Genomic DNA, 20,168 nt, shown 5'->3' on the forward strand with positions numbered 1-20,168 from the left:
ATGCCCAGAAAGAAATATGACTGCCTGAAGTGCCCCGGCTATTGCTGCTCCTATCCTGTCATCGAGGTGAAGGACCGCGACGCGGCGCGCATCGCCAAGCATTTCGATATTCCCCTACAGATCGCCGAGAAGAAGTACTTCAAGTCTTCCTACGGCTATAAGCGCGTGATGCGGCGCAAGAAGGACAAGCATTTCGGCCGCATCTGCCAGTTCTTCGACACCGAGGCGCGCCGCTGCACCATCTATGAAGCAAGGCCCTGGGCCTGCCGCGACTATCCCGGCAAGGACAATTGCGGCTATTGGGACTTCCTCGCCTTCGAGCGCAACGCGCAGGAAGACGACGACTACATCTCGACCACCTTCCACAACGAGAGATGACCGGGCCCGCCAATTTCCTCAAATTGGCGGAGCTTACTGCGGCCGAGCGCCGGCGCTGTCTGGCGCGCACCGAAAGCGATCTCGGGCCCTATCTCGAGAAAGCGGCGCCCATCGTCGCGGCCGTGGCGCAGGAAGGCGATGAGGCGGTGGCGAGATTCACCCGGCAGTTCGACAAGGCGCCGGTCTCCGCCGACAATCTGGCGGCGACGCCGGACGATTTCCGCCATGCCCGGAAATCTCTGGCACCCGACATCAGCGCGGCCATCGCCTTCGCGGCCCGCAACATTACGAAATTCCATCAGGACCAGAAGCCTGAGGAAATGTGGCTGCACGAGATATCGCCCGGCGCCTTTGCCGGCGATCGCATCGGCCCCATCGCTTCCGTCGCCTGCTATGTGCCGAGGGGCAAGGGCTCCTTCCCGAGTTCGGTGATGATGACCTGCATCCCGGCCAAGGTGGCGGGTGTCGAGAAAATCGCCATCGTCACCCCGCCGGGGCCCGACGGGTCGGTCGATGCCGCCACTTTGGTCGCGGCCGAAGCGGCGGGCGTCACCGACATTTTCAAATGCGGCGGCGCCCAGGCCGTCGCCGCCGTCGCCTACGGCACCGGCACGATCCCCAGATGCGCCAAGATCGTCGGACCGGGTAGCCCCTGGGTGGTCGCCGCCAAGCGCCTCGTCGCCGATATCATCGACACCGGCACGCCGGCGGGTCCGAGCGAAAGCATCATCTTCGCCGATGAGACGGTGGATGGCCGTCTGGCCGCGCTCGACCTTCTGATCGAGGCCGAGCATGGTGCGGATTCCTCCGCCTGGCTGGTGACGCATGTCCCGGAGGTGGCCGAGGCGGCGCGCGATGCCCTGCCCCACTTCCTGAAGGAGATGAGCCCCGATCGCGCCGCTTTCGCCGGCACCGTGCTGAAAGGTCCGCAGGGCGGCATCCTGCTTTGTCCCGATGCCGCAAGCGCCATCGCCTTCGTCAATGACTATGCGCCCGAGCATCTGCAGATTCTGAGCCGCGATCCCAAAGCCTGGCTGCCGTCATTCAAGAATGCGGGTGAGATCCTGCTCGGCGAATACACGCCCTCGACGCTCGGCAATTTTGTGCTCGGCCCCAATCACGTATTGCCGACCGGCGGCTGGGCCCGGACCGCCTCGCCGCTGTCGGTCTATGATTTTATGAAGCGCACATCGATCGGCCATGTGACGCGCGAGGGCTATCCGGCGCTGGCGCGCGAGGCTCACATCATCGCGCGCTACGAAGGCTTCGATGCCCATGCCAATGCGGTATCGCCGTTGCGGGAGAAGTATCTGAAGGCCTGAGCAGTCACAGTTTGGCCAATCGGTCCGGCGCTCTATTTCTTTGTTCTTGCGCATCGGCTTGCCCGAAAACCGCACGCACTTTTCGGGCCGATGCTCTATCCACGAATCGAAACCCCGCCGCGCTCATCTGCGCCGACGGGGCACTCGATCCTACGAGATTTCATTCGATATTCTTCGAAGTCTATTCCGGTAGTTATACCGGATGTTTTCGAGGCTCTGGACTTGCCCAGCTTAGGCGGTCCGCCCTCGCATGTGGTGTTGGATTTTCAGATGAGCGGCCTGATCGGCGTCGATTGTGCTGCAGCGCGCTGTCAGAGCCGTGACTGCGGAACCTGTCGCAGTCGAAGAAGGTAGCCCGGTGGATTCATGCCTCCCTCCTTTTCTGTTTGCTCTGTCATCAATCTCGCGACCGATGATAGAAATATCTTGGTCCGATCCCCCGTGATGTCAAGTCAAAAGGGACTGCGTATTCGTCACGATTTGCGATAGGCGCGGCTGGAGACCGAGATGGAGTTTTTGTCCGGATCCCGCGCGTTGGCGAACACATAACCCTGGCCTTGATGAAGAGCGCTGAACACCAGCCCGTGCCTCTTGCAGTTCGCGCAAAAGGCTTCGACATCCTCCACGTCGAAAACCAGTTTCACCTGTGACTGGCCGGCTTTTTGTGCCCTTCCGGCCTGATGGATCATCAGCCGGGCGCCGCCGTCAGCCGCAACGAGTTCCACGATCCGATCGCTCTCTTCGCGGGATGCCCTGAATCCAAAGAATTTTTCATAGAAGGCGACGGTTTGTTCCACGTCTTTTGCGTAGAGAATGATCTGGTTCAATGGCATCTGGGTAGTTCCTCCTGGATCACGATCACCTGAGGTCAGCTCGACCCGAAGTGATAGGCGTGATCGAAATCTAAAGTTCAGCGCGTCATCGGACGGAAAACCGGTATCCGCTTTTCCTGTGGGCGCCATGGACACTATTTCTGCCCTTGTGGACAGCGGTATTTCTACCCATGTGGGCAACGGTCAAGCTGCTGACATGTTCTGGCGCTTCAAGAGGGCAGCATGGCGCTTTCGGGCGCTTCATCGAGCTTGCCCGCGTTCTCTATTTGGTCTAGTCAACCGCCATGGCCGATCACAAGAAAGTCCTCTCGATACAGGGTGCACGCGAGCACAATCTGAAGAACGTCTCGCTCGAGCTGCCGCGCGACAAGCTCATCGTCTTCACGGGCCTGTCGGGATCCGGCAAGTCCTCCCTCGCCTTCGACACGATCTATGCCGAGGGCCAGCGCCGCTATGTCGAGTCCCTCTCGGCCTATGCGCGCCAGTTCCTCGAGATGATGCAGAAGCCCGATGTCGACCAGATCGACGGCCTCTCGCCCGCCATCTCCATCGAGCAGAAGACGACCAGCCGCAATCCGCGCTCGACGGTGGGTACCGTCACCGAGATCTACGACTATATGCGGCTTCTCTTCGCCCGCGTCGGCGTTGCCTATTCGCCCGCCACCGGCCTTCCCATCGAGAGCCAGACGGTCACCCAGATGGTCGACCGGGTAATGGAACTCCCCGAGGGCACCCGCCTCTATCTGCTGGCGCCGATCGTGCGCGGCCGCAAGGGCGAATACAGGAAGGAGCTGGCCGAGCTCCAGAAAAAGGGTTTCCAGCGCGTCAAGGTCGACGGCAAGTTCCATGAAATCGAGGCTGTCCCCGCCCTCGACAAGAAATTCAAGCACGATATCGACGTGGTCGTCGACCGCATCGTGGTAAAGCCCGATCTCGGCAACCGCCTCGCCGACAGCTTCGAGACGGCGCTCAAGCTCGCCGAAGGCCTCGCCGTCGCCGAATATGCCGATAAGCCGCTGCCGCCGTCGCGCACCTCGGAGGAAAGCGCCAACAAGTCGAAGAACGAGACGCATGAGCGCATTCTCTTCTCGGAGAAATTCGCCTGTCCCGTATCGGGCTTCACCATCGAGGAGATCGAGCCGCGCCTGTTCTCCTTCAACAATCCTTTCGGCGCCTGTCCCAAATGCGACGGCCTCGGCACCGAGCTGCGCTTCGAGCCCGAGCTCGTCGTGCCCGATGCGACGCTGTCCCTGCGCGACGGGGCGATCCTGCCCTGGGCCAAGACCGGCAACACCTCGCCCTACTACACCCAGACGCTCGAGGCGCTCGCCAAGTTTTACAAATTCTCGATGACCGCGGCCTGGAAGGATCTGCCGAAAAAGGCGCGCGACGCCATTCTCTTCGGCACCGGCGAGGACGAGATCACCTTCGTCTATGACGACGGGCTTCGCACCTACAAGACCAAGAAGACCTTCGAGGGCGTCATCGGCAATATCGAGCGGCGCTGGCGCGAGACGGATTCGCAATGGATGCGCGAGGAGCTGTCGCGGTACCAGTCGGATCATCCGTGCGATGCCTGCGGCGGCTATCGCCTGAAACCGCAGGCGCTGGCCGTCAAGATCGACAAGCTGCATATCGGCCAGGTCTCCGACATGTCGATCAACGGCGCCAATGACTGGTTCGAGAAGCTCGAAGGCAAGCTCAAGCCGAAGGACCGCGAGATCGCCGCACGCATCCTGAAGGAAATCCGCGCCCGCCTGCGCTTCCTCGTCGATGTCGGCCTCGACTACCTCAATCTGTCGCGCGTCTCAGGTTCGCTGTCGGGCGGCGAGAGTCAGCGCATCAGGCTCGCCTCGCAGATCGGCTCAGGCCTCACCGGCGTGCTCTATGTGCTGGACGAACCTTCGATCGGCCTGCATCAGCGCGACAATGCGCGCCTGCTCGAGACCCTCGTGCATCTGCGCGACATCGGCAACACCGTCATCGTCGTCGAGCATGACGAGGATGCGATCAGGCTCGCCGACTATGTCGTCGATATCGGCCCCGGCGCCGGCGTCCATGGCGGCGAGATCGTGGCGCAAGGGTCCCCCGACCAGATCATGGCCAATCCGCGCTCGCTCACCGGGCAATATCTCGTAGGCCTGCAGCAGGTTCCCGTGCCGCAACGCCGCCGCCGGCCGGAAAAGGGCCGCCGCATCAAGGTCACGGGGGCTCGTGCCAACAACCTCAAGGATGTGACGGCGGAAATCCCGCTCGGCCTCTTCACCTGCGTGACCGGCGTGTCGGGCGGTGGCAAATCGACTTTGCTGATCGACACGATCTACCGCGCCATCGCCCGCAAGCTGATGGGCACGCGCGAGCAGCCGCTCGAGCACGACAGGATCGAGGGCCTCGAATTCCTCGACAAGATCATCGACATCGACCAGTCGCCGATCGGTCGCACGCCGCGCTCGAATCCGGCGACCTATACCGGCGCCTTCACGCCGATCCGCGATTGGTTCGCCGGCCTGCCTGAGGCCAAGGCGCGCGGTTATGAGCCCGGGCGCTTCTCCTTCAACGTGAAGGGCGGGCGTTGCGAGACCTGCCAGGGCGACGGCGTCATCAAGATCGAGATGCACTTCCTGCCCGACGTCTATGTCACCTGCGATGCCTGCCACGGCAAGCGCTATAACCGCGAGACGCTGGAGATCAAATTCAAGGACAAATCGATCGCCGACGTGCTCGACATGACGGTGGCGGAGGGTGCCGAGTTTTTCCGCGCCGTGCCGTCGGTGCGCGACAAGATGGAGACGCTGGAACGCGTGGGGCTCGGCTATATCCATATCGGCCAGCAGGCGACGACGCTCTCCGGCGGCGAGGCCCAGCGCGTCAAGCTCGCCAAGGAACTGTCCAAGCGCGCCACCGGACGCACCATCTATCTGCTCGACGAGCCGACCACCGGGCTCCATTTCCACGATGTGCGCAAGCTCCTCGAAGTGCTGCATGAGCTGGTCGAACAGGGCAACACGGTGGTCGTCATCGAACACAATCTCGAGGTGATCAAGACGGCCGACTGGATCATCGACATGGGTCCGGAAGGCGGCGACGGCGGTGGCGAGGTCGTCTTCGCCGGAACGCCGGAAGACTGCGTGAGGGAGAAGCGCTCCTATACCGGCCAGTTCCTCAAGGACGTGCTGCGCCGGGCGCGGACCAAGACCGAAGCGGCGGAGTGAGATCGCCGGCCTGCGGCAAACGCTACTGCCCAGGAGAACGGTCAGCACGGAACGGATATGGCCTTAGCGCGGGATGCGATTAACGCGCGACGACGGCCAGGACCGGGCTGATCGTAACGTCACTTTGACCAATTGGTCGAATTCCTCCTGACACGGATCTGTCATGGCGGGCCTTCCTGGGCGCCAGAGCGCCGGACGCTCACATGGAATCGGGCCGGCGCTCTAACTCTTTGATTTGCGCATCGGATTATCCGAAAACCGCTTCGCACTTTTCGGTCCGATGCTCTAGATTAAACTCGTGTAATGAGACAAGACTCCTTGATTTGATCATACATTTCGAATTAACAGAAAATTGTTTGGAAAGCTTTGCAACTTTTCAGCGCTTTTTGAGTAGAACCCATTCTGGGTATCAGCCACCTGACCGGGAACATCTTGGCTGAATAGAAGTCTGACTCCCGAAGGAATGTCGTTTTACATGTCCAACTTGCCTCTCGCCTTGATCACCGGCGGCTCGCGGGGTCTAGGCTTTGAAACCGCACGACAAATGGGAAGGCTCGGCTATCGCCTGTTCATCGCCAGCCGCACATCGCCTAGTCTCGAGCAGGCGGCGCAGTCCTTGCGCGCCGACGGGTGTCTCGTCACCGCGCATGCCTTCGATATGCAGGATCCGCAGTCGATCCAGTCGCTCGTAGAAGAGGTGAAGAAAAAGGACGTACCCATCGATGTCCTGATCAACTGCGCCGGTGTCATGTACGAGGCCGGCAAGGGCAGTGATCCGCAGACGGAATATGGCTCGACGGCGAGCGTTCTGAGAAGTGCGGAGAAGAACGTCACCGACACGATCGCAATCAACATGATCGGCACCTGGAGCGTCACCCGGGCGCTGGCGCCGCACCTGGCGCGCGGCGCCCGTATCGTCAACGTTTCGTCCAGCATGGCTTCGCTCGGCGAAATGGGACCCGGCTATTACGGCTATCGCGCCTCCAAGGCAGGCATCAATGTGTTCACCCGCACGCTTGCCTATGAGCTGAGGCCGCGCGGCATATTGGTCAACTCGGTCTGCCCGGGCTGGGTCAAGACGAATATGGGCGGCCCAGGTGCTACACGCGATGTGGCGGAAGGTGCGGCCGGCATCGTCTGGGCGGCGACGCTGCCGCCTGACGGGCCGACCGGCGGCTTCTTCCGCGACGGCCAGGCGATCCCCTGGTAACCGCGCCTCCTTACGTTTTTTTGAGCGCTTCCTTGTCGCGAAAGTCGAACAACTTTCGCGGGAAGCGCTCTAGCTCAAGGCCAGACGGATCCGGCGGTCATAGTCATCGGCCAAGGCCGTCAGCGCCTGCGCCCCGTCACCGGTAAATGACGGTCCGTGCATCAACGCCAGCGTCTTCGGTGCAAGCTCTGCCAGCCGGCGGATCGTCTTGCCCATGCCGGGATTGAGGCTGGAAAAGCGGAACATGTCTTCGGCGGCGATGGCGGGTCCGACGATGTCGCTCTCCGTCAGCGGCGCGCCGTCTCCGATCTGGGTGAAGAGATCGCCGCACAGCAAGGTGCCGCTCCTTTCCTCATAGAGAACGCCCGCGTCCCACCCATGCGGGATATGCGGCGTATCGAGATAGCGCACGCTTTTGCCCTTCCCCAGCCCGATCACTTCTTCATGCTCGAGGACACGCGGCGGGCGGTCCGACATGTCGTTGAGAGAGACGTAGCAACCGGTCCGGCCATGCGCCACCTGGGCTCTGGGCGCGATGGCCTGCCATTCGTTCATCGCGCCACATTCATCGGCTTCATAATGTCCGAAGGCGATCCAGCGCAGCTCTGCTGGCGCGATGATCCGGCTGACCGCGCTGCGAGCGCTCTGAAACATGGTCCTGAGGCCGGTGTGAAAGAGCAGAGGTTCCTCGCCCAGGATGAGAAACTGGTTGAAGGTGAACCCGGCGGGAGGCGCGATATCCGGCACGAAGGTCGAGAGCCGGTAAATGCCGTCGGCGATCTCGTTGATCCTTGTTTCCATGAAATCCTCCATTGGCAGGGATCGACAGGAACGGGATTTAGAAGTACAATAGTGTGTACTGAAATTCTTGCCTTCCGTCAATATTGGACGCACATTACTGTGCAATTAAAATCTCGTGAACCGAACTTACACCCTTAAACGCCGCGCCGACCAGCAGGCCCAGACCCGGCAACGCATCGTGGAAGCCGCGGTCGAGTTGCATGGCAGCGTTGGCCCCGCTTTCACCACGATCAGCATGGTGGCGGAACGTGCCGGCGTTCAGCGTCACACCTACTATGCGCATTTTCCCACGGAGCGGGATCTGTTGCTGGCCTGCTCGGGCCTAGCCGCGGATCGCGATCCTTTGCCGGATGCGGAGCTTTGGCGGTCCGTGGCTGATCCCAGGCAACGGCTCCAGGCCGGGCTTGGCGCCCTCTATGACTGGTACGCGCGCAATGCCGGCCTGATCGGCTGCGTGCTGCGCGATGCCGAACATCATGCGTTGACAAAGGAGGTCATCCAGCTGCGCATGGGGCCTCCCATGGCGGTCTATCAAGACGTGCTGGGACAAGGGCTGAATGCCCGGCAGCGCGCCCTGCTCGGCCTCGCTTTCGACTTCTTCACCTGGCGGACGTTGACACGGGACAGCAAATTGCCGCGCGACGAAGCTGTCGCGACGATGGTCCAGGCCATCGCCGCTGCTAGATCACGATGAGTTTGGATTGAATCAATCCAAACTCATAAACGTGATCGATTCTTATATGTTAGCGCGGGATTCTTGCGAAAAACCGGTGTCCACTTTTTCGCATCCCGCGCTACCTGACCGGGGTCAGCTCTCCCCGCGGTCGCGTCGGAGCTTGCTCCAGTAGTCGAGCCGCTTGCGGATCTCGCGCTCGAAGCCGCGCTCCGGCGGATCGTAATAGCGCTCGCGTTTCATCTGCTCGGGGAAATAGTTTTGACCCGAGAAAGCATCCGGCTCGTCATGGTCATAGTGATAGCCGGCACCATATTCCTGCTCCTTCATGAGCTTCGTCGGCGTATTCAGGATGATCTTGGGCGGCGACAGCGACCCCGTCTCCCGGGCCCGCTTCATGGCAGCCTTGTAGGCGACATAGCCGGCATTGGATTTGGGCGCGGTGGCGAGATAGATGATGGCCTGCGCCAGAGCGAGCTCGCCTTCCGGGCTGCCGAGGAAATCATAGGCCTCCTTCGCGGCGAGGGCCTGCTGCAGCGCCTGCGGATCGGCGAGACCGATATCCTCGACCGCCATGCGCACCATGCGGCGCGTGATGTAGAGCGGATCTTCGCCGGCGGTGAGCATGCGGGCGAGATAATAGAGCGCCGCGTCGGGATCGGAGCCGCGCACCGTCTTATGCAGCGCCGAGATCAGATTGTAATGGCCGTCCTGCGACTTGTCATAAAGCGGCACCCGTTTCTGTATGACTTCGGCGAGCCTCGCCGCATCGAGCGCACCGCCGCCCTCCGGCACGGTCGCGAAGATGTCCTCGACCAGATTGAGCAGATAGCGGCCATCGCCATCGGCAAGCCCGGCCAGCACCTGGCGCGCCTCCGCATCGAGCGGCAGCGCCCGCTTTTCATGCAGCTCGGCACGCGAAATGAGTTTCTCGAGCGCTTCCGCATCGAGCCGGTTGAGTACCAGCACCTGCGCGCGCGACAACAGCGCGCCGTTCAATTCGAAAGAGGGATTCTCCGTCGTCGCGCCAACCAGAGTGATCGTGCCGTCTTCCATCACGGGCAGGAAGCTGTCCTGCTGTGATCGGTTGAAGCGATGGATTTCGTCGACGAAGAGTAGCGTGCCCTTGCCCTGGTCGCGCCGGGACCGCGCCATATCGAAGGCCTTTTTCAGATCGGCGACACCTGAGAAGATCGCCGACATCTGCTCGAAGACGAGGCCGGTGGCGCCAGCGAGCAGCCGCGCGATCGTCGTCTTGCCGGTGCCGGGCGGCCCCCAGAAGATGACTGAAGGCACCCTGCCCGCGGCGATCATGCGGGTGAGGACGCCGTCAGGACCGGTAATATGCTCCTGGCCCACCACATCGGCGAGCTTCTGCGGCCTGAGGCGATCGGCCAGCGGCCGCGGCGCTTCCTTGTCCAATCCGGCCGCCTGGAAGAGATTGGCCATCCCGATCCGTCGTTTAGAGCCTTTCCCGTTTTGATCGAATCAATGGATTCGATCAAAACGGGATAAAGAGGCTCGATTAAATATACCTGGAGCGCTTCCTTGTCGCGAAAGTCGAGCAACTTTCGCGGGAAGCGCTCTAGATCACGATGAGTTTGGATTGAATCAATCCAAACTCATTAACGTGATCGATTTCCATATGTTGGCGCGGGATTCTTGCGAAAAACCGGTGCCCACTTTTTCGCATCCCGCGCTAGCCGCCGAGCTGCATACGAATGACGCGGCCGCCACGATTGACCGCGAATTGCCAGAAACCGTCGCCGGTCTTCACCGCCGAATTCAGCGTGTCGACGTTGTCGATGATCACCCCGTTCACTTCCAGGATGACATCGCCTTTGCGGAAGATGCGCTTCGCCGGTCCGCCCCTGACGTCGGACGCGACGACTCCCGTCGAGCCGGACGGCAGGCCCAGCTCGTCGGCGACCGCCGGAGACAGGTTGGCGACAACAAGTCCGGTGAAAGGCGTATTGCCTCCCAACAGAGTTTCGTCGCGCGCGGTGGTTTCGGGCGCGGCGATGAGCTCGATGCGCGTCTCGCGCCTTTCGCTGCCGCGCTGATACTCGACGATCGCCGAGGAGCCGATCTGCGCGGTTGCGACCCGGTAGGTCAGTTCCTTGGCGTTCTCGACCGGCTTGCCGTCGATGCCCAGGATGACATCGCCGCGCTTGAGGCCGGCGACGGCGAGCGGGCTTTTCGGGTGAAGCCCGGCGATCAGGGCACCTTCCGGCCGGGCAAAGCCCAGAGAGTCGGCGATCTCCGCCGTCACATCCTGCGTCTCGGCGCCGATCCACGGGCGCTGGATGCGCCCACCCGTCTCGGCCGACTGCACCACGGTCTTGACCATATTGGCGGGGATGGCGAAGCCGATGCCGATCGAGCCGCCCGAGCGCGAGAAGATCGCCGTGTTGATGCCGACGAGATTGCCTTTGAGATCGATGAGCGCGCCGCCGGAATTGCCCGGATTGATCGCGGCATCCGTCTGGATGAAGAACTGATAGTCGGTGATGCCGACCTGGGTGCGCGCCAGCGCCGAGACGATGCCGCTCGTCACCGTCTGGCCGACGCCGAAGGGATTGCCTATGGCGAGCACGAGATCGCCCACTTCGAGATTGTCGGAATCGCCCATGGTGAGCGCCGGCAGTTCCTCGTCCTGGGGGTCGATCTTCAAGACCGCGAGATCGGTGCGCTCGTCGGCGACCAGGAGCTTGGCTTCAAATTCGCGCCGGTCGGCCAGTACGACGCGGATGTCGCTGCCGCCCAGGATGACGTGGTTGTTGGTGACGATAAGGCCCTTGCCATCGACGATGACACCCGAACCCAGCGAGTTCTGCACCCGTTCGCGCGGCGCCCCGGAGGCCCCTTCGCCACCGAAGAACCGGCGGAAGAACGGATCGGCGAAGAGCCCTTGGTCGCGTTGCGAGACGAGACGGCGGGCATAGACGTTGACGACCGCCGGCGAGGTCTCCTTGACGACGGGGGCGAAGGACAACTGGATTTGGCTGCGCGACTGCGGAACCGTCTGCGCGCCGCCCGCCGGCAGCGCCGCGAGGCTCGCAAGGATGAGGCCAGCAGCAAAAAGAAATTTCGACTTCATTCTCAAGTCCTAACGCCGATCGACTTTGGTCGACAGGATAATGGCAGATTCTGTCCGCGTTACGCCGGGAATTAGACCGACACCGTCGAGCATGCGATCCATGTCCTCGGCGGTCGCGGTACGCGCCAAGGCCACGAGATCGAACTTGCCCGCCACGGTATGCAGGGATTCGATCTGCGGCAGCTTGCTCAGGGCCCGCCCGACATCAACCTGCCGGCGCGGCTCAACCGCAATAGTCACATAAGCGCGAATGCCGCTCTTGTCGACCGCGCTGGCGAGCCGGACGGCATAGCCGGCAATGACGCCTTGCTCCTCGAGGCGCGGGATCCGGTCCTGAACTGTCGTTCGGGAAAGTTTGAGCTTCCGGGCCAGAGAGGCCACGGGCTCCCGCGCATTAACGCGCAATAAAGCGAGGAGATCCTCGTCCTTCTGGGTAAACATCACGTGCCGTCACCTTGCCGGGAAACTGATCAAATCGACGATAAAACCGGCATTTGGCTGCATAACGCCGTCTGCGTTCCGGCGCAACCGTGAAGGACATATGGGCCAGGTTTTGCAACACGCTGCCCGGGCGATCCGCCCATAAAGGCGGTGATGGCGCAAAAGCGAGAAAAGCGGGCCGCTGGTCCGCTTTTCGATTCTTGGCCCTCTCTCAAGCGATATTTCGTAAGAATCCCGCGCCAACATATAAGAATCGATCACGTTTATGAGTTTGGATTGCTTCAATCCAACTCATCGTGATCTAGTGTCCCGAATCCGAAGTTCGCCACAGCCAGCGTGACCTTCCGAGCGAACTTCGGATTCGGAAGGACACTAGAAAATCTAATATTTCTAGTGTGCTTTTGAACGCGAAGTTCCTGTCGGTGCGAGCCGCCTGATATCAGGAACTTCGCGTTCAGCACACTAGCATCGGCATTCGTGACCCTTCCCAGATGGTTGCAACAAAAAAGCGGGCCCCGAAGGCCCGCTTGATTCATTCCGGTAACGTGCCGTCGATCAGGCGGCGGCGCTTTCGCTCGCTTCTTCGCCCGTCTTCATGGTCGGACCCGAATCGAGGCCCTTGGCATTGACGTCGCGATCGACGAATTCGATCACGGCACGTGGCGCCGAGTCGCCATAGCGGAAGCCGGCCTTGAGCACCCGCGTATAGCCGCCCTTGCGTTCGGCATAGCGCTTGGCCAGCACGTCGAAGAGCTTCTTGACCTGGGCCTCGTCGCCGATCTGAGCGATGGCCTGGCGGCGCGCCGCGAGATCGCCCTTCTTGCCGAGTGTCACCAGCTTCTCGACCACCGGACGCAGGTCCTTGGCCTTGGGCAGCGTGGTGACGATCTGCTCATGCTTGATCAGCGATGCCGCCAGATTGGCGAGCATCGACTTCCTGTGTGAAGCCGAGCGGTTGAAGCGGCGGCCGGCAAATCCGTGACGCATGATTACGTCTCCTCAAATTCTCAGTAATGCGTTTCGTATTTCTTGGCGAGCTCGTCGATGTTCTCGGGCGGCCAGTTCGGCACTTCCATGCCGAGATGGAGCCCCATCTGCGCGAGCACTTCCTTGATCTCGTTGAGCGACTTGCGCCCGAAGTTCGGGGTACGGAGCATCTCCGCCTCGCTCTTCTGGATGAGGTCGCCGATATAGACGATGTTGTCGTTCTTCAGGCAGTTGGCGGAGCGCACCGAGAGCTCGAGCTCGTCGACCTTCTTGAGAAGGGCGGCGTTGAATTCCAGCTCCGGACGGGTGTCCTCGTGAACGACCTTCGACGGCTCGTCGAAATTGATGAAGACCGACAGCTGGTCCTGCAGGATGCGCGCCGCATAGGCGACCGCGTCCTCGGGGCTCATCGAGCCGTTGGTCTCGACCGTCATGATCAGCTTGTCATAATCGAGGATCTGGCCTTCGCGGGTGTTCTCGATCTTGTACGACACGCGGCGGACCGGGCTGTAGATGCTGTCGACCGGGATCAGGCCAATCGGCGCGTCCTCGGGACGGTTGCGCTCGGAGGGCACATAACCCTTGCCGTTGTTGATGGTGAACTCCATGCGCACTTCGGCACCCTCGTCGAGCGTGCAGATGACATGGTCCGGATTGAGAATCTGCACATCGGCGGTCTGCTGGATATCGCCGGCCTTGACCACGCCCGGGCCCTCCTTGCGCAGGACGAGCCGCTTCGGGCCCTCCGCATGCATGGCGAGCGCGATTTCCTTGATATTGATGACGATATCGGTGACGTCCTCGCGCACCCCCGCGATCGAGGAAAATTCATGCAGGACACCGTCGATCTGCACCGAGCTCACCGCCGCACCCTGCAGCGAGGAAAGAAGGACGCGGCGCAGCGCATTGCCGAGTGTCGTGCCGAAGCCGCGCTCGAGCGGCTCGGCGACGAGTGTCGCCACGCGCTTGCGGTCACGCCCGGCCGAGACTTCGAGCTTGCTCGGACGGATGAGTTCCTGCCAGTTCTTCTGATTCACATGCATGGTGTCATCCTGTTCAGAACCTTGCTGCCGGCGGGCCGGCGCTCAGGTCACTATTCACTGTGCTAGGGAAGCGGGCACGCCGCTTCCGGAAAATCTCGTCAGACGCGACGACGCTTCGGCGGACGGCACCCGTTGTGCGGGATCGGCGTCACGTCACGGATCGCGGTGACCTGAAGTCCGCAGGACTGCAGAGCTCTCAGCGCCGATTCACGGCCCGACCCCGGTCCGCTGACTTCCACTTCCACGGTCTTCATGCCGTGTTCCATGGCCGACTTGCCGGCCTGCTCGGCCGCGACCTGAGCGGCATATGGCGTCGACTTGCGCGAGCCCTTGAAGCCGAGCTTGCCTGCCGAGGCCCAGGAAATGGTATTGCCCTGGACGTCGGTGATGGTGATCATCGTATTGTTGAACGACGCATTCACATGCACGACGCCAGAAGTGATGTTCTTGCGCTCTTTGCGGCGCGGACGGACGGGCTCTTTCGACATGGGGCTCTCTCTTACTTCTTCTTGCCGGCGATGGCCTTGGCCGGGCCTTTGCGCGTGCGGGCATTGGTGTGGGTGCGCTGGCCGCGGACCGGCAGGCTTTTGCGATGACGCAGGCCCCGATAGGTGCCGAGATCCATCAGACGCTTGATGTTCATCGAGACCTCGCGGCGGAGGTCGCCCTCGACCACATAGTCGCGGTCGATGATTTCGCGAATCTGCAGCACTTCGGCGTCAGACAGCTCATTGACGCGCTTGGACGTCGGGATGCTGACTTGCTTGCAGATCACCTTCGCATTGACCGGGCCGATGCCATGGATATAGCGAAGGGCGATTTCAACGCGCTTATTGGTCGGAATGTTAACGCCTGCGATGCGGGCCACTTTATTTTCTCCTAAGCCTTACAAGGGCTTACGCCCATAGTCTCCGTCAATACTCAAACGCGGTGCCGGCGCCTAAATGGCACAAGGCCGTGCCTCCGGAGGTTTCCCCTCCTGAAGCCAGCCTTCATGTCGGTCATAACGGGGTGTATCTAAGGCTGAATCGCAGTTGCGTCAACCGCTTAGATGCCACACCCGACCGTCATGCCTGTCCCAGCACATCCTCGATCTGGCGGGTCACTTCCGTGATCTCCGCCATACCGTTTACCGTATGCAGCACCCCCGTCCGGCCGTAATAATCGACCAGCGGAGCAGTCTGCTTGTTATAAACTACCAGACGGTCCCTGACCGTCTTCTCATTGTCGTCGGCGCGCCGCGCGAACTCCGTCGATCCGCAGACGTCGCAAACGCCGGGCTTCTTCGGCTTCTCGAACTCGTCGTGATAGCCCTTGCCGCACTTGGCGCAGGTATAGCGACCAGCTATGCGCCTCACGAGTTCCTCGTCATCGACTTCCATTTCGATGACGGCGTCGAGCTTGTGCCCCTTCTCCCCGAGCATCCGGTCGAGCGCTTCGGCCTGTGCCGTATTGCGCGGGAAGCCGTCCAGGATAAAGCCCTTCTTGACATCAGGCTGGTCCAGTCGCTCCGAGATGATGGAGATGACGATGTCGTCGGAGACGAGTTGTCCCTTGTCCATCACCTCTTTGGCCTTGCGGCCCATTTCGGTGCCGGCGGCAACCGCGCCCCTGAGCATGTCGCCGGTGGAGAGCTGCTTGTAGCCCTTCTTGTCTTCGAGCAGCTTCGCCTGAGTGCCTTTGCCGGCGCCAGGCGGTCCGAGCAGGATCAGATTCAACGGCGCGCTCCCCGAAGCTTCGCCTTCTTGACCAAGCCTTCATACTGCTGGGCAAGCAGATGGCCCTGAACCTGCGCCACCGTATCCATGGTCACGCTCACTACGATGAGGAGCGACGTGCCGCCGAAATAGAACGGCATGGCGGCATAACCGATGAGGAACTCCGGCAGCAAGCAGACGATCGCAAGATAAAGGGCGCCGAGCACGGTTATGCGGGTCAGCACATAGTCGATATATTCCGCGGTGCGCTCGCCCGGGCGGATTCCCGGAATGAAGCCGCCATACTTCTTCAGATTGTCGGCCGTGTCCTTCGGGTTGAACATGATCGACGTATAGAAGAACGCGAAGAAGACGATCAGCAGCGCGTAGAAGGTGAGAAAGAGCGGCTGTCCATGGCCCAGAAGAGCCGTAATGCGGTTGAGCCAATCCGGCCCCTGGCCCTGGGTGAAATTGGCGACCGTGATCGGCAGCAGGAGCAGCGAGGACGCGAAGATCGGCGGGATGACGCCCGACGTGTTGAGCTTGAGCGGCAGGTGCGAACTGTCGCCCTGCGTGACCTTCATACCGACCTGGCGCTTCGGATACTGGATCAGCAGCCGGCGCTGGGCCCGCTCGACGAAGACGATGAAGGCGATGACGGCGAGCGCGATGATGAAGATGCCGAGGATGAGGAACGTCGACATCTGGCCGGTGCGACCGAGCTCGAGGAGTGCTGCGAGACCCGTCGGGAGGCCGGCGACGATGCCCGAGAAGATGATGAGCGAGGTGCCGTTGCCGATTCCGCGCGCAGTAATTTGCTCGCCAAGCCACATCAGGAAGACGGTGCCGCCGGTCAGCGTAATGACCGTGCTGGCCCTGAAGAAGAGGCCCGGATCGAGCACGATGCTCCCCTGCCCCTCGAGACCCACGGCGATGCCGTAGGCCTGCAGCGCGGCGATGACCACCGTGCCATAGCGGGTATACTGATTGATCTTCTTGCGGCCCGACTCGCCTTCCTTCTTGAGTTGCTCAAGATGCGGCGAGACGGTGGTCAGCAGCTGTATGATGATCGATGCCGAAATATACGGCATGATGTTGAGGGCGAAGATCGCCATGCGCCCGAGGGCGCCGCCCGCGAGCCCGTTGACCCAGCCCAGAATGCCTGTGGAGTTGTGCGCCGCGAAGCGGGCGAGCTCGATCGTATCGACCCCCGGCATAGGGATATAGGTGCCGAGCCGGTAGATGATGAGGGCGCCGAGCGTGAACCAGATACGCTTCTTGAGATCCTCGGCCTTGGCCAGGGCCGAGAAATTTATGTTGGCTGCAAGTTGTTCAGCTGCCGATGCCATGTGCTTCCCTCAGGACCCGACCCAAATCCCCTAGATGGGGTGCCGGGCCGGCGCCCGCAACTCACTTCGACTTTACCGGCTTCTCTTCTTTCTTCGCCTTGGCCGCCGGCTTCTCTTCCGACTTGGCGGCAGGCTTGGCGGCTTTCGCCTTGGCTTCCGCCTTGACCGGCTCGCCCTCGGGCTTCGCAGCCTTCAGCACCTTGACGCTGCCGCCGGCCTCTTTCGACCGCGGCTATTGCGCCCTTGGAGGCATGATCCACCTCAAAGGCGAGCTTTGCCTTGAACTCTCCCGAGGCGAGCAGGCGCAGACCCGCACGCGCCTTGGTGATGACGCCGGCCTTGACGAGAGCATCGAGCGTCACCGGAGCGGATACGTCGAGCTTCTTGGCATCGACCGCCTGCTGGATCCGGCCGAGATTGATCTCGTTATACTCGACCGGGAACGGAACGTTGAAGCCGCGCTTCGGAAGACGCCGATAGATCGGCATCTGGCCGCCTTCGAAGCCCGCCTTGGCGCCGCCGGAACGGGCCGTCTGGCCCTTGCCGCCGCGACCCGCCGTTTTGCCGAGGCCCGAACCGATACCGCGGCCGAGCCGCTTACGCGGACGCCGAGCGCCTTCATTGTCGGAAATCTGATTGAGTCTCATCGCATCTATTCCTTACTCGACGACGCGCACAAGGTGCTGGACCTTGGCGATCATGCCGCGAACCGCGGGCGTATCCTGCAGAGTGCTGCGCTTGTGGCGCTTGTTGAGGCCGAGGCCGATCAGCGTAGCGCGCTGGTCGGCGGGACGCCGTGCCGGGCTGTAGATCTGTTCGACCGTCACGGTCTTGTTGGTCTTCTCTTTCGCCATGGTCACACCTGATTACTCTGCCGTCGCATCGATATCGCGGCGGCGGGAAAGAATATCGCTGACCTTCTTGCCGCGGCGGGCCGCGACGGCGCGCGGGCTCGCCTGCTTCTTCAGCGCGTCGAAGGTGGCGCGGACCATGTTGTACGGGTTCGAGGAGCCCTTCGACTTGGCGACGACGTCCTGCATGCCCAGCGACTCGAAGACGGCGCGCATCGGACCGCCGGCGATGATGCCGGTTCCCGGAGGCGCCGAACGCAGCACGACCTTGCCTGCGCCCCAGCGACCGTCAACGTCGTGATGCAGCGTGCGGCCTTCGCGCAGCGGCACGCGGACGAGCCCGCGCTTGGCGCTTTCGGTCGCCTTGCGCACCGCTTCCGGAACTTCGCGCGCTTTGCCGTGGCCGAAACCGACGCGGCCCTTCTGGTCGCCGACGACGACGAGGGCGGCGAAACCGAAGCGCTTACCGCCCTTCACCACCTTGGCGACGCGGTTGATGTGCACGAGTTTGTCAAGAAACTCGGAATCGCGTTCTTCGCGATCCCTGCCGCGATCTCCGCCATGTTCCCTTGGTGCCATGATCCTTGCCTTCCTCGAAACGAATTAGAACTTGAGGCCGCCTTCGCGAGCCGCATCGGCCAGCGCCTTGACGCGACCATGATAGAGATAGGCACCGCGATCGAAGACGACGCTGTCGATGCCGGCCTTGACCGCACGCTCGGCGACGAGCTTGCCGATCGCCGTTGCCGCAGCCTTGTCGGCACCGGTCTTGCCGCCCTTCTTGAAGCCTTCTTCCAGGGTCGATGCCGCCGCGACCGTCACGCCGCGCTGGTCGTCGATGACCTGGGCGTAGATGTTCTTCGACGAGCGAAACACCGAAAGGCGCGGACGCAGTTTGCCGGCCGCGTTGAGCGCCTTGCGCACGCGCGAACGCCGGAAATTCATTTTTACGAGCTTGGTCGACATAATGACACCCGTTACTTCTTCTTGCCTTCCTTGCGGAAGATGCGTTCGTCTGAATATTTGATACCCTTGCCCTTATAGGGCTCGGGACCGCGGAAATCGCGAATCTCGGCTGCGACCTGACCGACGCGCTGCTTGTCGATGCCGCTGATCACGATCTCGGTCGGCTTCGGCGTCTTGATCTCGATGCCCTCCGGGATCGCATAGTTGACATCGTGACTAAAGCCCAGATTGAGCTGCAGTACCTTGCCCTGGATGGCGGCGCGATAGCCGACGCCGTTGATTTCGAGCGAACGGCTGTAGCCCTGCGTCACACCCTTGATCATATTGGAGATCATGGTGCGCGACATGCCCCAGCACGAGCGCGCCAGCTTCGACTCGTCGCGCGGATCGACCGCGACCTTGCCGTCTTCGAGCTTGGCCAGCACATGCTCGACCAGCACGAATTTGAGCTCGCCCTTCGGTCCTTTGACCGAGACGTTCTGGCCCGAGAGATTGACGGTGACGCCCGTCGGAACCGGAACAGGTTTCTTGCCAATGCGCGACATCGTTCAGTCCTCAGAATACGGTGCAGATCACTTCGCCACCCACATTCTGGGCACGCGCTTCTGCATCCGACATGACACCTTTCGGCGTCGAAAGAATGGAGATCCCAAGTCCATTGTAGACGGTGGGAATGCTGTCGACCGAGGCATAGACCCGGCGCGACGGCTTCGACACACGCTGGATCTCGTGGATCACGGGCGCGCCGTCGAAATACTTGAGTTCGATTTCGATCTCAGCCTGGCCGCCATCGTGTTGAACGGTGGCGAAGCCGCGGATGAAACCTTCCTGCTGCAGCACGTTGAGCACGCGCTCGCGCAGCTTCGACGCCGGCGTCGTCACCTTCGACTTGCCGCGCTCCTGCGCATTGCGGATGCGTGCCAGCATGTCGCCGATCGGATCGGTAAAGCTCATTTGCCTGTTCTCCTTTTCCGTCCGCGTCTATTACCAGCTCGACTTGACTAGGCCGGGGATCTGGCCCTTGTTGCCGAACTCGCGCAGCGCCATGCGCGACATCTTAAGCTTGCGATAATAGGCGCGCGGACGCCCGGTCAACTCGCACCGGTTGCGAATGCGGTTGGGCGAGGAATTGCGCGGCAGCACCGCAAGTTTAAGCTGCGCTGCGAAACGCTCTTCCATCGAAAGCGTCTGGTTCTTGGTGATCGCCTTGAGACGCGCGCGCCGGGCGGCGAACTTCTTCGCCATCTTGCGCCGCTTTTCGTTCTTCTCAACCGAGCTCTTCTTCGCCATTTGGGCTACCTCAGT

23 protein-coding genes and 1 pseudogene are annotated in these 20,168 nt (G+C 61.7%); 5 read left to right on the plus strand and 19 right to left on the minus strand.

What is annotated here, in order from left to right:
* Positions 1-378 carry a YkgJ family cysteine cluster protein gene (locus G5V57_RS29340; RefSeq protein WP_165172018.1) on the plus strand — a complete coding sequence of 126 codons (378 nt, stop codon included), beginning with the start codon at positions 1-3 and terminating at the stop codon, positions 376-378.
* Entirely contained in the window at positions 375-1,700 is a 1,326-nt protein-coding gene (hisD, locus tag G5V57_RS29345; protein WP_165172020.1) for a histidinol dehydrogenase, read from the plus strand. Before G5V57_RS29340 ends, hisD begins: the two co-directional genes overlap by 4 nt.
* Positions 1,701-2,173: 473 nt before the next feature.
* Here the strand turns inward: hisD and G5V57_RS29350 are convergent, their stop codons facing one another.
* A complete protein-coding gene (locus G5V57_RS29350; protein WP_165172022.1) occupies positions 2,174-2,533 on the minus strand; it encodes a VOC family protein in 360 nt (119 codons plus the stop codon).
* Positions 2,534-2,817: 284 nt separating this feature from the next.
* Here G5V57_RS29350 and uvrA point away from each other — a divergent pair, with 284 nt between their 5' ends.
* Positions 2,818-5,745: an excinuclease ABC subunit UvrA gene (gene uvrA / locus G5V57_RS29355; protein WP_165172024.1), complete on the plus strand. Its 2,928-nt coding sequence runs from the start codon at positions 2,818-2,820 to the stop codon at positions 5,743-5,745.
* A 475-nt stretch (positions 5,746-6,220) separates the two neighbouring features.
* A complete protein-coding gene (locus G5V57_RS29360; RefSeq protein WP_165172026.1) occupies positions 6,221-6,955 on the plus strand; it encodes an SDR family NAD(P)-dependent oxidoreductase in 735 nt (244 codons plus the stop codon).
* A 69-nt stretch (positions 6,956-7,024) separates the two neighbouring features.
* Here the strand turns inward: G5V57_RS29360 and G5V57_RS29365 are convergent, their stop codons facing one another.
* The gene (locus tag G5V57_RS29365) at positions 7,025-7,756 is read right to left on the minus strand and encodes an MBL fold metallo-hydrolase (protein ID WP_165172028.1); all 732 of its coding nucleotides are present in this window, start codon (positions 7,754-7,756) and stop codon (positions 7,025-7,027) included.
* 115 nt (positions 7,757-7,871) lie between these two features.
* Between G5V57_RS29365 and G5V57_RS29370 the strand changes: the two genes are divergently transcribed.
* Complete coding sequence (locus tag G5V57_RS29370; RefSeq protein ID WP_165172030.1) at positions 7,872-8,450, plus strand: TetR/AcrR family transcriptional regulator; 579 nt, start codon at positions 7,872-7,874, stop codon at positions 8,448-8,450.
* 114 nt (positions 8,451-8,564) lie between these two features.
* On the opposite strand, the gene G5V57_RS29375 is transcribed toward G5V57_RS29370, so the two are convergent.
* The 17 genes and pseudogenes from G5V57_RS29375 to rpsN form a co-directional block, all read right to left on the minus strand.
* Complete coding sequence (locus tag G5V57_RS29375; protein WP_165172032.1) at positions 8,565-9,878, minus strand: replication-associated recombination protein A; 1,314 nt, start codon at positions 9,876-9,878, stop codon at positions 8,565-8,567.
* A 250-nt stretch (positions 9,879-10,128) separates the two neighbouring features.
* Positions 10,129-11,529 (minus strand): DegQ family serine endoprotease, encoded by a 1,401-nt coding sequence (locus G5V57_RS29380; RefSeq protein WP_165172034.1) that lies wholly within the window; start codon positions 11,527-11,529, stop codon positions 10,129-10,131.
* Between the two features lie 9 nt (positions 11,530-11,538).
* Entirely contained in the window at positions 11,539-11,970 is a 432-nt protein-coding gene (locus tag G5V57_RS29385) for an Lrp/AsnC family transcriptional regulator (RefSeq protein ID WP_165174321.1), read from the minus strand.
* 555 nt (positions 11,971-12,525) lie between these two features.
* Positions 12,526-12,957, minus strand: coding sequence for a 50S ribosomal protein L17 (gene rplQ, locus G5V57_RS29390; protein WP_165172036.1), 432 nt, complete (start codon positions 12,955-12,957; stop codon positions 12,526-12,528).
* 20 nt (positions 12,958-12,977) lie between these two features.
* Positions 12,978-14,000 (minus strand): DNA-directed RNA polymerase subunit alpha, encoded by a 1,023-nt coding sequence (locus G5V57_RS29395; RefSeq protein WP_165172038.1) that lies wholly within the window; start codon positions 13,998-14,000, stop codon positions 12,978-12,980.
* Between the two features lie 98 nt (positions 14,001-14,098).
* Positions 14,099-14,488, minus strand: coding sequence for a 30S ribosomal protein S11 (gene rpsK / locus G5V57_RS29400; protein WP_119268751.1), 390 nt, complete (start codon positions 14,486-14,488; stop codon positions 14,099-14,101).
* Positions 14,489-14,499: 11 nt separating this feature from the next.
* Complete coding sequence (gene rpsM / locus G5V57_RS29405) at positions 14,500-14,868, minus strand: 30S ribosomal protein S13 (RefSeq protein WP_165172040.1); 369 nt, start codon at positions 14,866-14,868, stop codon at positions 14,500-14,502.
* Positions 14,869-15,067: 199 nt separating this feature from the next.
* Complete coding sequence (locus G5V57_RS29410) at positions 15,068-15,718, minus strand: adenylate kinase (protein WP_165172042.1); 651 nt, start codon at positions 15,716-15,718, stop codon at positions 15,068-15,070.
* Positions 15,715-17,046 carry a preprotein translocase subunit SecY gene (secY, locus tag G5V57_RS29415; protein WP_165172044.1) on the minus strand — a complete coding sequence of 444 codons (1,332 nt, stop codon included), beginning with the start codon at positions 17,044-17,046 and terminating at the stop codon, positions 15,715-15,717. Before secY ends, G5V57_RS29410 begins: the two co-directional genes overlap by 4 nt.
* A 61-nt stretch (positions 17,047-17,107) precedes the next feature.
* Positions 17,108-17,245, minus strand: coding sequence for a hypothetical protein (locus tag G5V57_RS34655; RefSeq protein ID WP_246737774.1), 138 nt, complete (start codon positions 17,243-17,245; stop codon positions 17,108-17,110).
* Positions 17,231-17,693: pseudogene (rplO, locus tag G5V57_RS34660) on the minus strand (50S ribosomal protein L15); the annotation flags it as partial. The pseudogene rplO and the gene G5V57_RS34655, both read right to left, overlap by 15 nt.
* 12 nt (positions 17,694-17,705) lie before the next feature.
* On the minus strand, positions 17,706-17,900 hold the full coding sequence (rpmD, locus tag G5V57_RS29425) for a 50S ribosomal protein L30 (protein ID WP_165172048.1): 195 nt from the start codon (positions 17,898-17,900) through the stop codon (positions 17,706-17,708).
* A 12-nt stretch (positions 17,901-17,912) separates the two neighbouring features.
* Positions 17,913-18,476: a 30S ribosomal protein S5 gene (rpsE, locus tag G5V57_RS29430; protein WP_165172050.1), complete on the minus strand. Its 564-nt coding sequence runs from the start codon at positions 18,474-18,476 to the stop codon at positions 17,913-17,915.
* A gap of 24 nt (positions 18,477-18,500) precedes the next feature.
* Positions 18,501-18,863, minus strand: coding sequence for a 50S ribosomal protein L18 (gene rplR, locus G5V57_RS29435; RefSeq protein ID WP_165172052.1), 363 nt, complete (start codon positions 18,861-18,863; stop codon positions 18,501-18,503).
* A gap of 11 nt (positions 18,864-18,874) precedes the next feature.
* Complete coding sequence (gene rplF, locus G5V57_RS29440; RefSeq protein WP_165172054.1) at positions 18,875-19,408, minus strand: 50S ribosomal protein L6; 534 nt, start codon at positions 19,406-19,408, stop codon at positions 18,875-18,877.
* Between the two features lie 10 nt (positions 19,409-19,418).
* A complete protein-coding gene (rpsH, locus tag G5V57_RS29445) occupies positions 19,419-19,817 on the minus strand; it encodes a 30S ribosomal protein S8 (protein ID WP_165172056.1) in 399 nt (132 codons plus the stop codon).
* A gap of 30 nt (positions 19,818-19,847) precedes the next feature.
* Positions 19,848-20,153, minus strand: a complete 306-nt coding sequence (gene rpsN, locus G5V57_RS29450) for a 30S ribosomal protein S14 (RefSeq protein WP_165172069.1) — start codon at positions 20,151-20,153, stop codon at positions 19,848-19,850.
* Between the last annotated feature and the right edge of the window lie 15 nt (positions 20,154-20,168).

It is taken from the genome of Nordella sp. HKS 07, from assembly GCF_011046735.1.
Lineage (GTDB): Bacteria > Pseudomonadota > Alphaproteobacteria > Rhizobiales > Aestuariivirgaceae > Taklimakanibacter.

Coding starts and splice junctions, on each gene's coding strand:
- G5V57_RS29340 (WP_165172018.1), top strand. CDS start 1: ATGCCCAGAAAGAAATATGACTGCCTGAAGTGCCCCGGCTATTGCTGC.
- hisD (WP_165172020.1), top strand. CDS start 375: ATGACCGGGCCCGCCAATTTCCTCAAATTGGCGGAGCTTACTGCGGCC.
- G5V57_RS29350 (WP_165172022.1), bottom strand. CDS start 2,533: ATGCCATTGAACCAGATCATTCTCTACGCAAAAGACGTGGAACAAACC.
- uvrA (WP_165172024.1), top strand. CDS start 2,818: ATGGCCGATCACAAGAAAGTCCTCTCGATACAGGGTGCACGCGAGCAC.
- G5V57_RS29360 (WP_165172026.1), top strand. CDS start 6,221: ATGTCCAACTTGCCTCTCGCCTTGATCACCGGCGGCTCGCGGGGTCTA.
- G5V57_RS29365 (WP_165172028.1), bottom strand. CDS start 7,756: ATGGAAACAAGGATCAACGAGATCGCCGACGGCATTTACCGGCTCTCG.
- G5V57_RS29375 (WP_165172032.1), bottom strand. CDS start 9,878: ATGGCCAATCTCTTCCAGGCGGCCGGATTGGACAAGGAAGCGCCGCGG.
- G5V57_RS29380 (WP_165172034.1), bottom strand. CDS start 11,529: ATGAAGTCGAAATTTCTTTTTGCTGCTGGCCTCATCCTTGCGAGCCTC.
- G5V57_RS29385 (WP_165174321.1), bottom strand. CDS start 11,970: ATGTTTACCCAGAAGGACGAGGATCTCCTCGCTTTATTGCGCGTTAAT.
- rplQ (WP_165172036.1), bottom strand. CDS start 12,957: ATGCGTCACGGATTTGCCGGCCGCCGCTTCAACCGCTCGGCTTCACAC.
- G5V57_RS29395 (WP_165172038.1), bottom strand. CDS start 14,000: ATGCATGTGAATCAGAAGAACTGGCAGGAACTCATCCGTCCGAGCAAG.
- rpsK (WP_119268751.1), bottom strand. CDS start 14,488: ATGTCGAAAGAGCCCGTCCGTCCGCGCCGCAAAGAGCGCAAGAACATC.
- secY (WP_165172044.1), bottom strand. CDS start 17,046: ATGGCATCGGCAGCTGAACAACTTGCAGCCAACATAAATTTCTCGGCC.
- rpmD (WP_165172048.1), bottom strand. CDS start 17,900: ATGGCGAAAGAGAAGACCAACAAGACCGTGACGGTCGAACAGATCTAC.
- rpsE (WP_165172050.1), bottom strand. CDS start 18,476: ATGGCACCAAGGGAACATGGCGGAGATCGCGGCAGGGATCGCGAAGAA.
- rplR (WP_165172052.1), bottom strand. CDS start 18,863: ATGTCGACCAAGCTCGTAAAAATGAATTTCCGGCGTTCGCGCGTGCGC.
- rplF (WP_165172054.1), bottom strand. CDS start 19,408: ATGTCGCGCATTGGCAAGAAACCTGTTCCGGTTCCGACGGGCGTCACC.
- rpsH (WP_165172056.1), bottom strand. CDS start 19,817: ATGAGCTTTACCGATCCGATCGGCGACATGCTGGCACGCATCCGCAAT.
- rpsN (WP_165172069.1), bottom strand. CDS start 20,153: ATGGCGAAGAAGAGCTCGGTTGAGAAGAACGAAAAGCGGCGCAAGATG.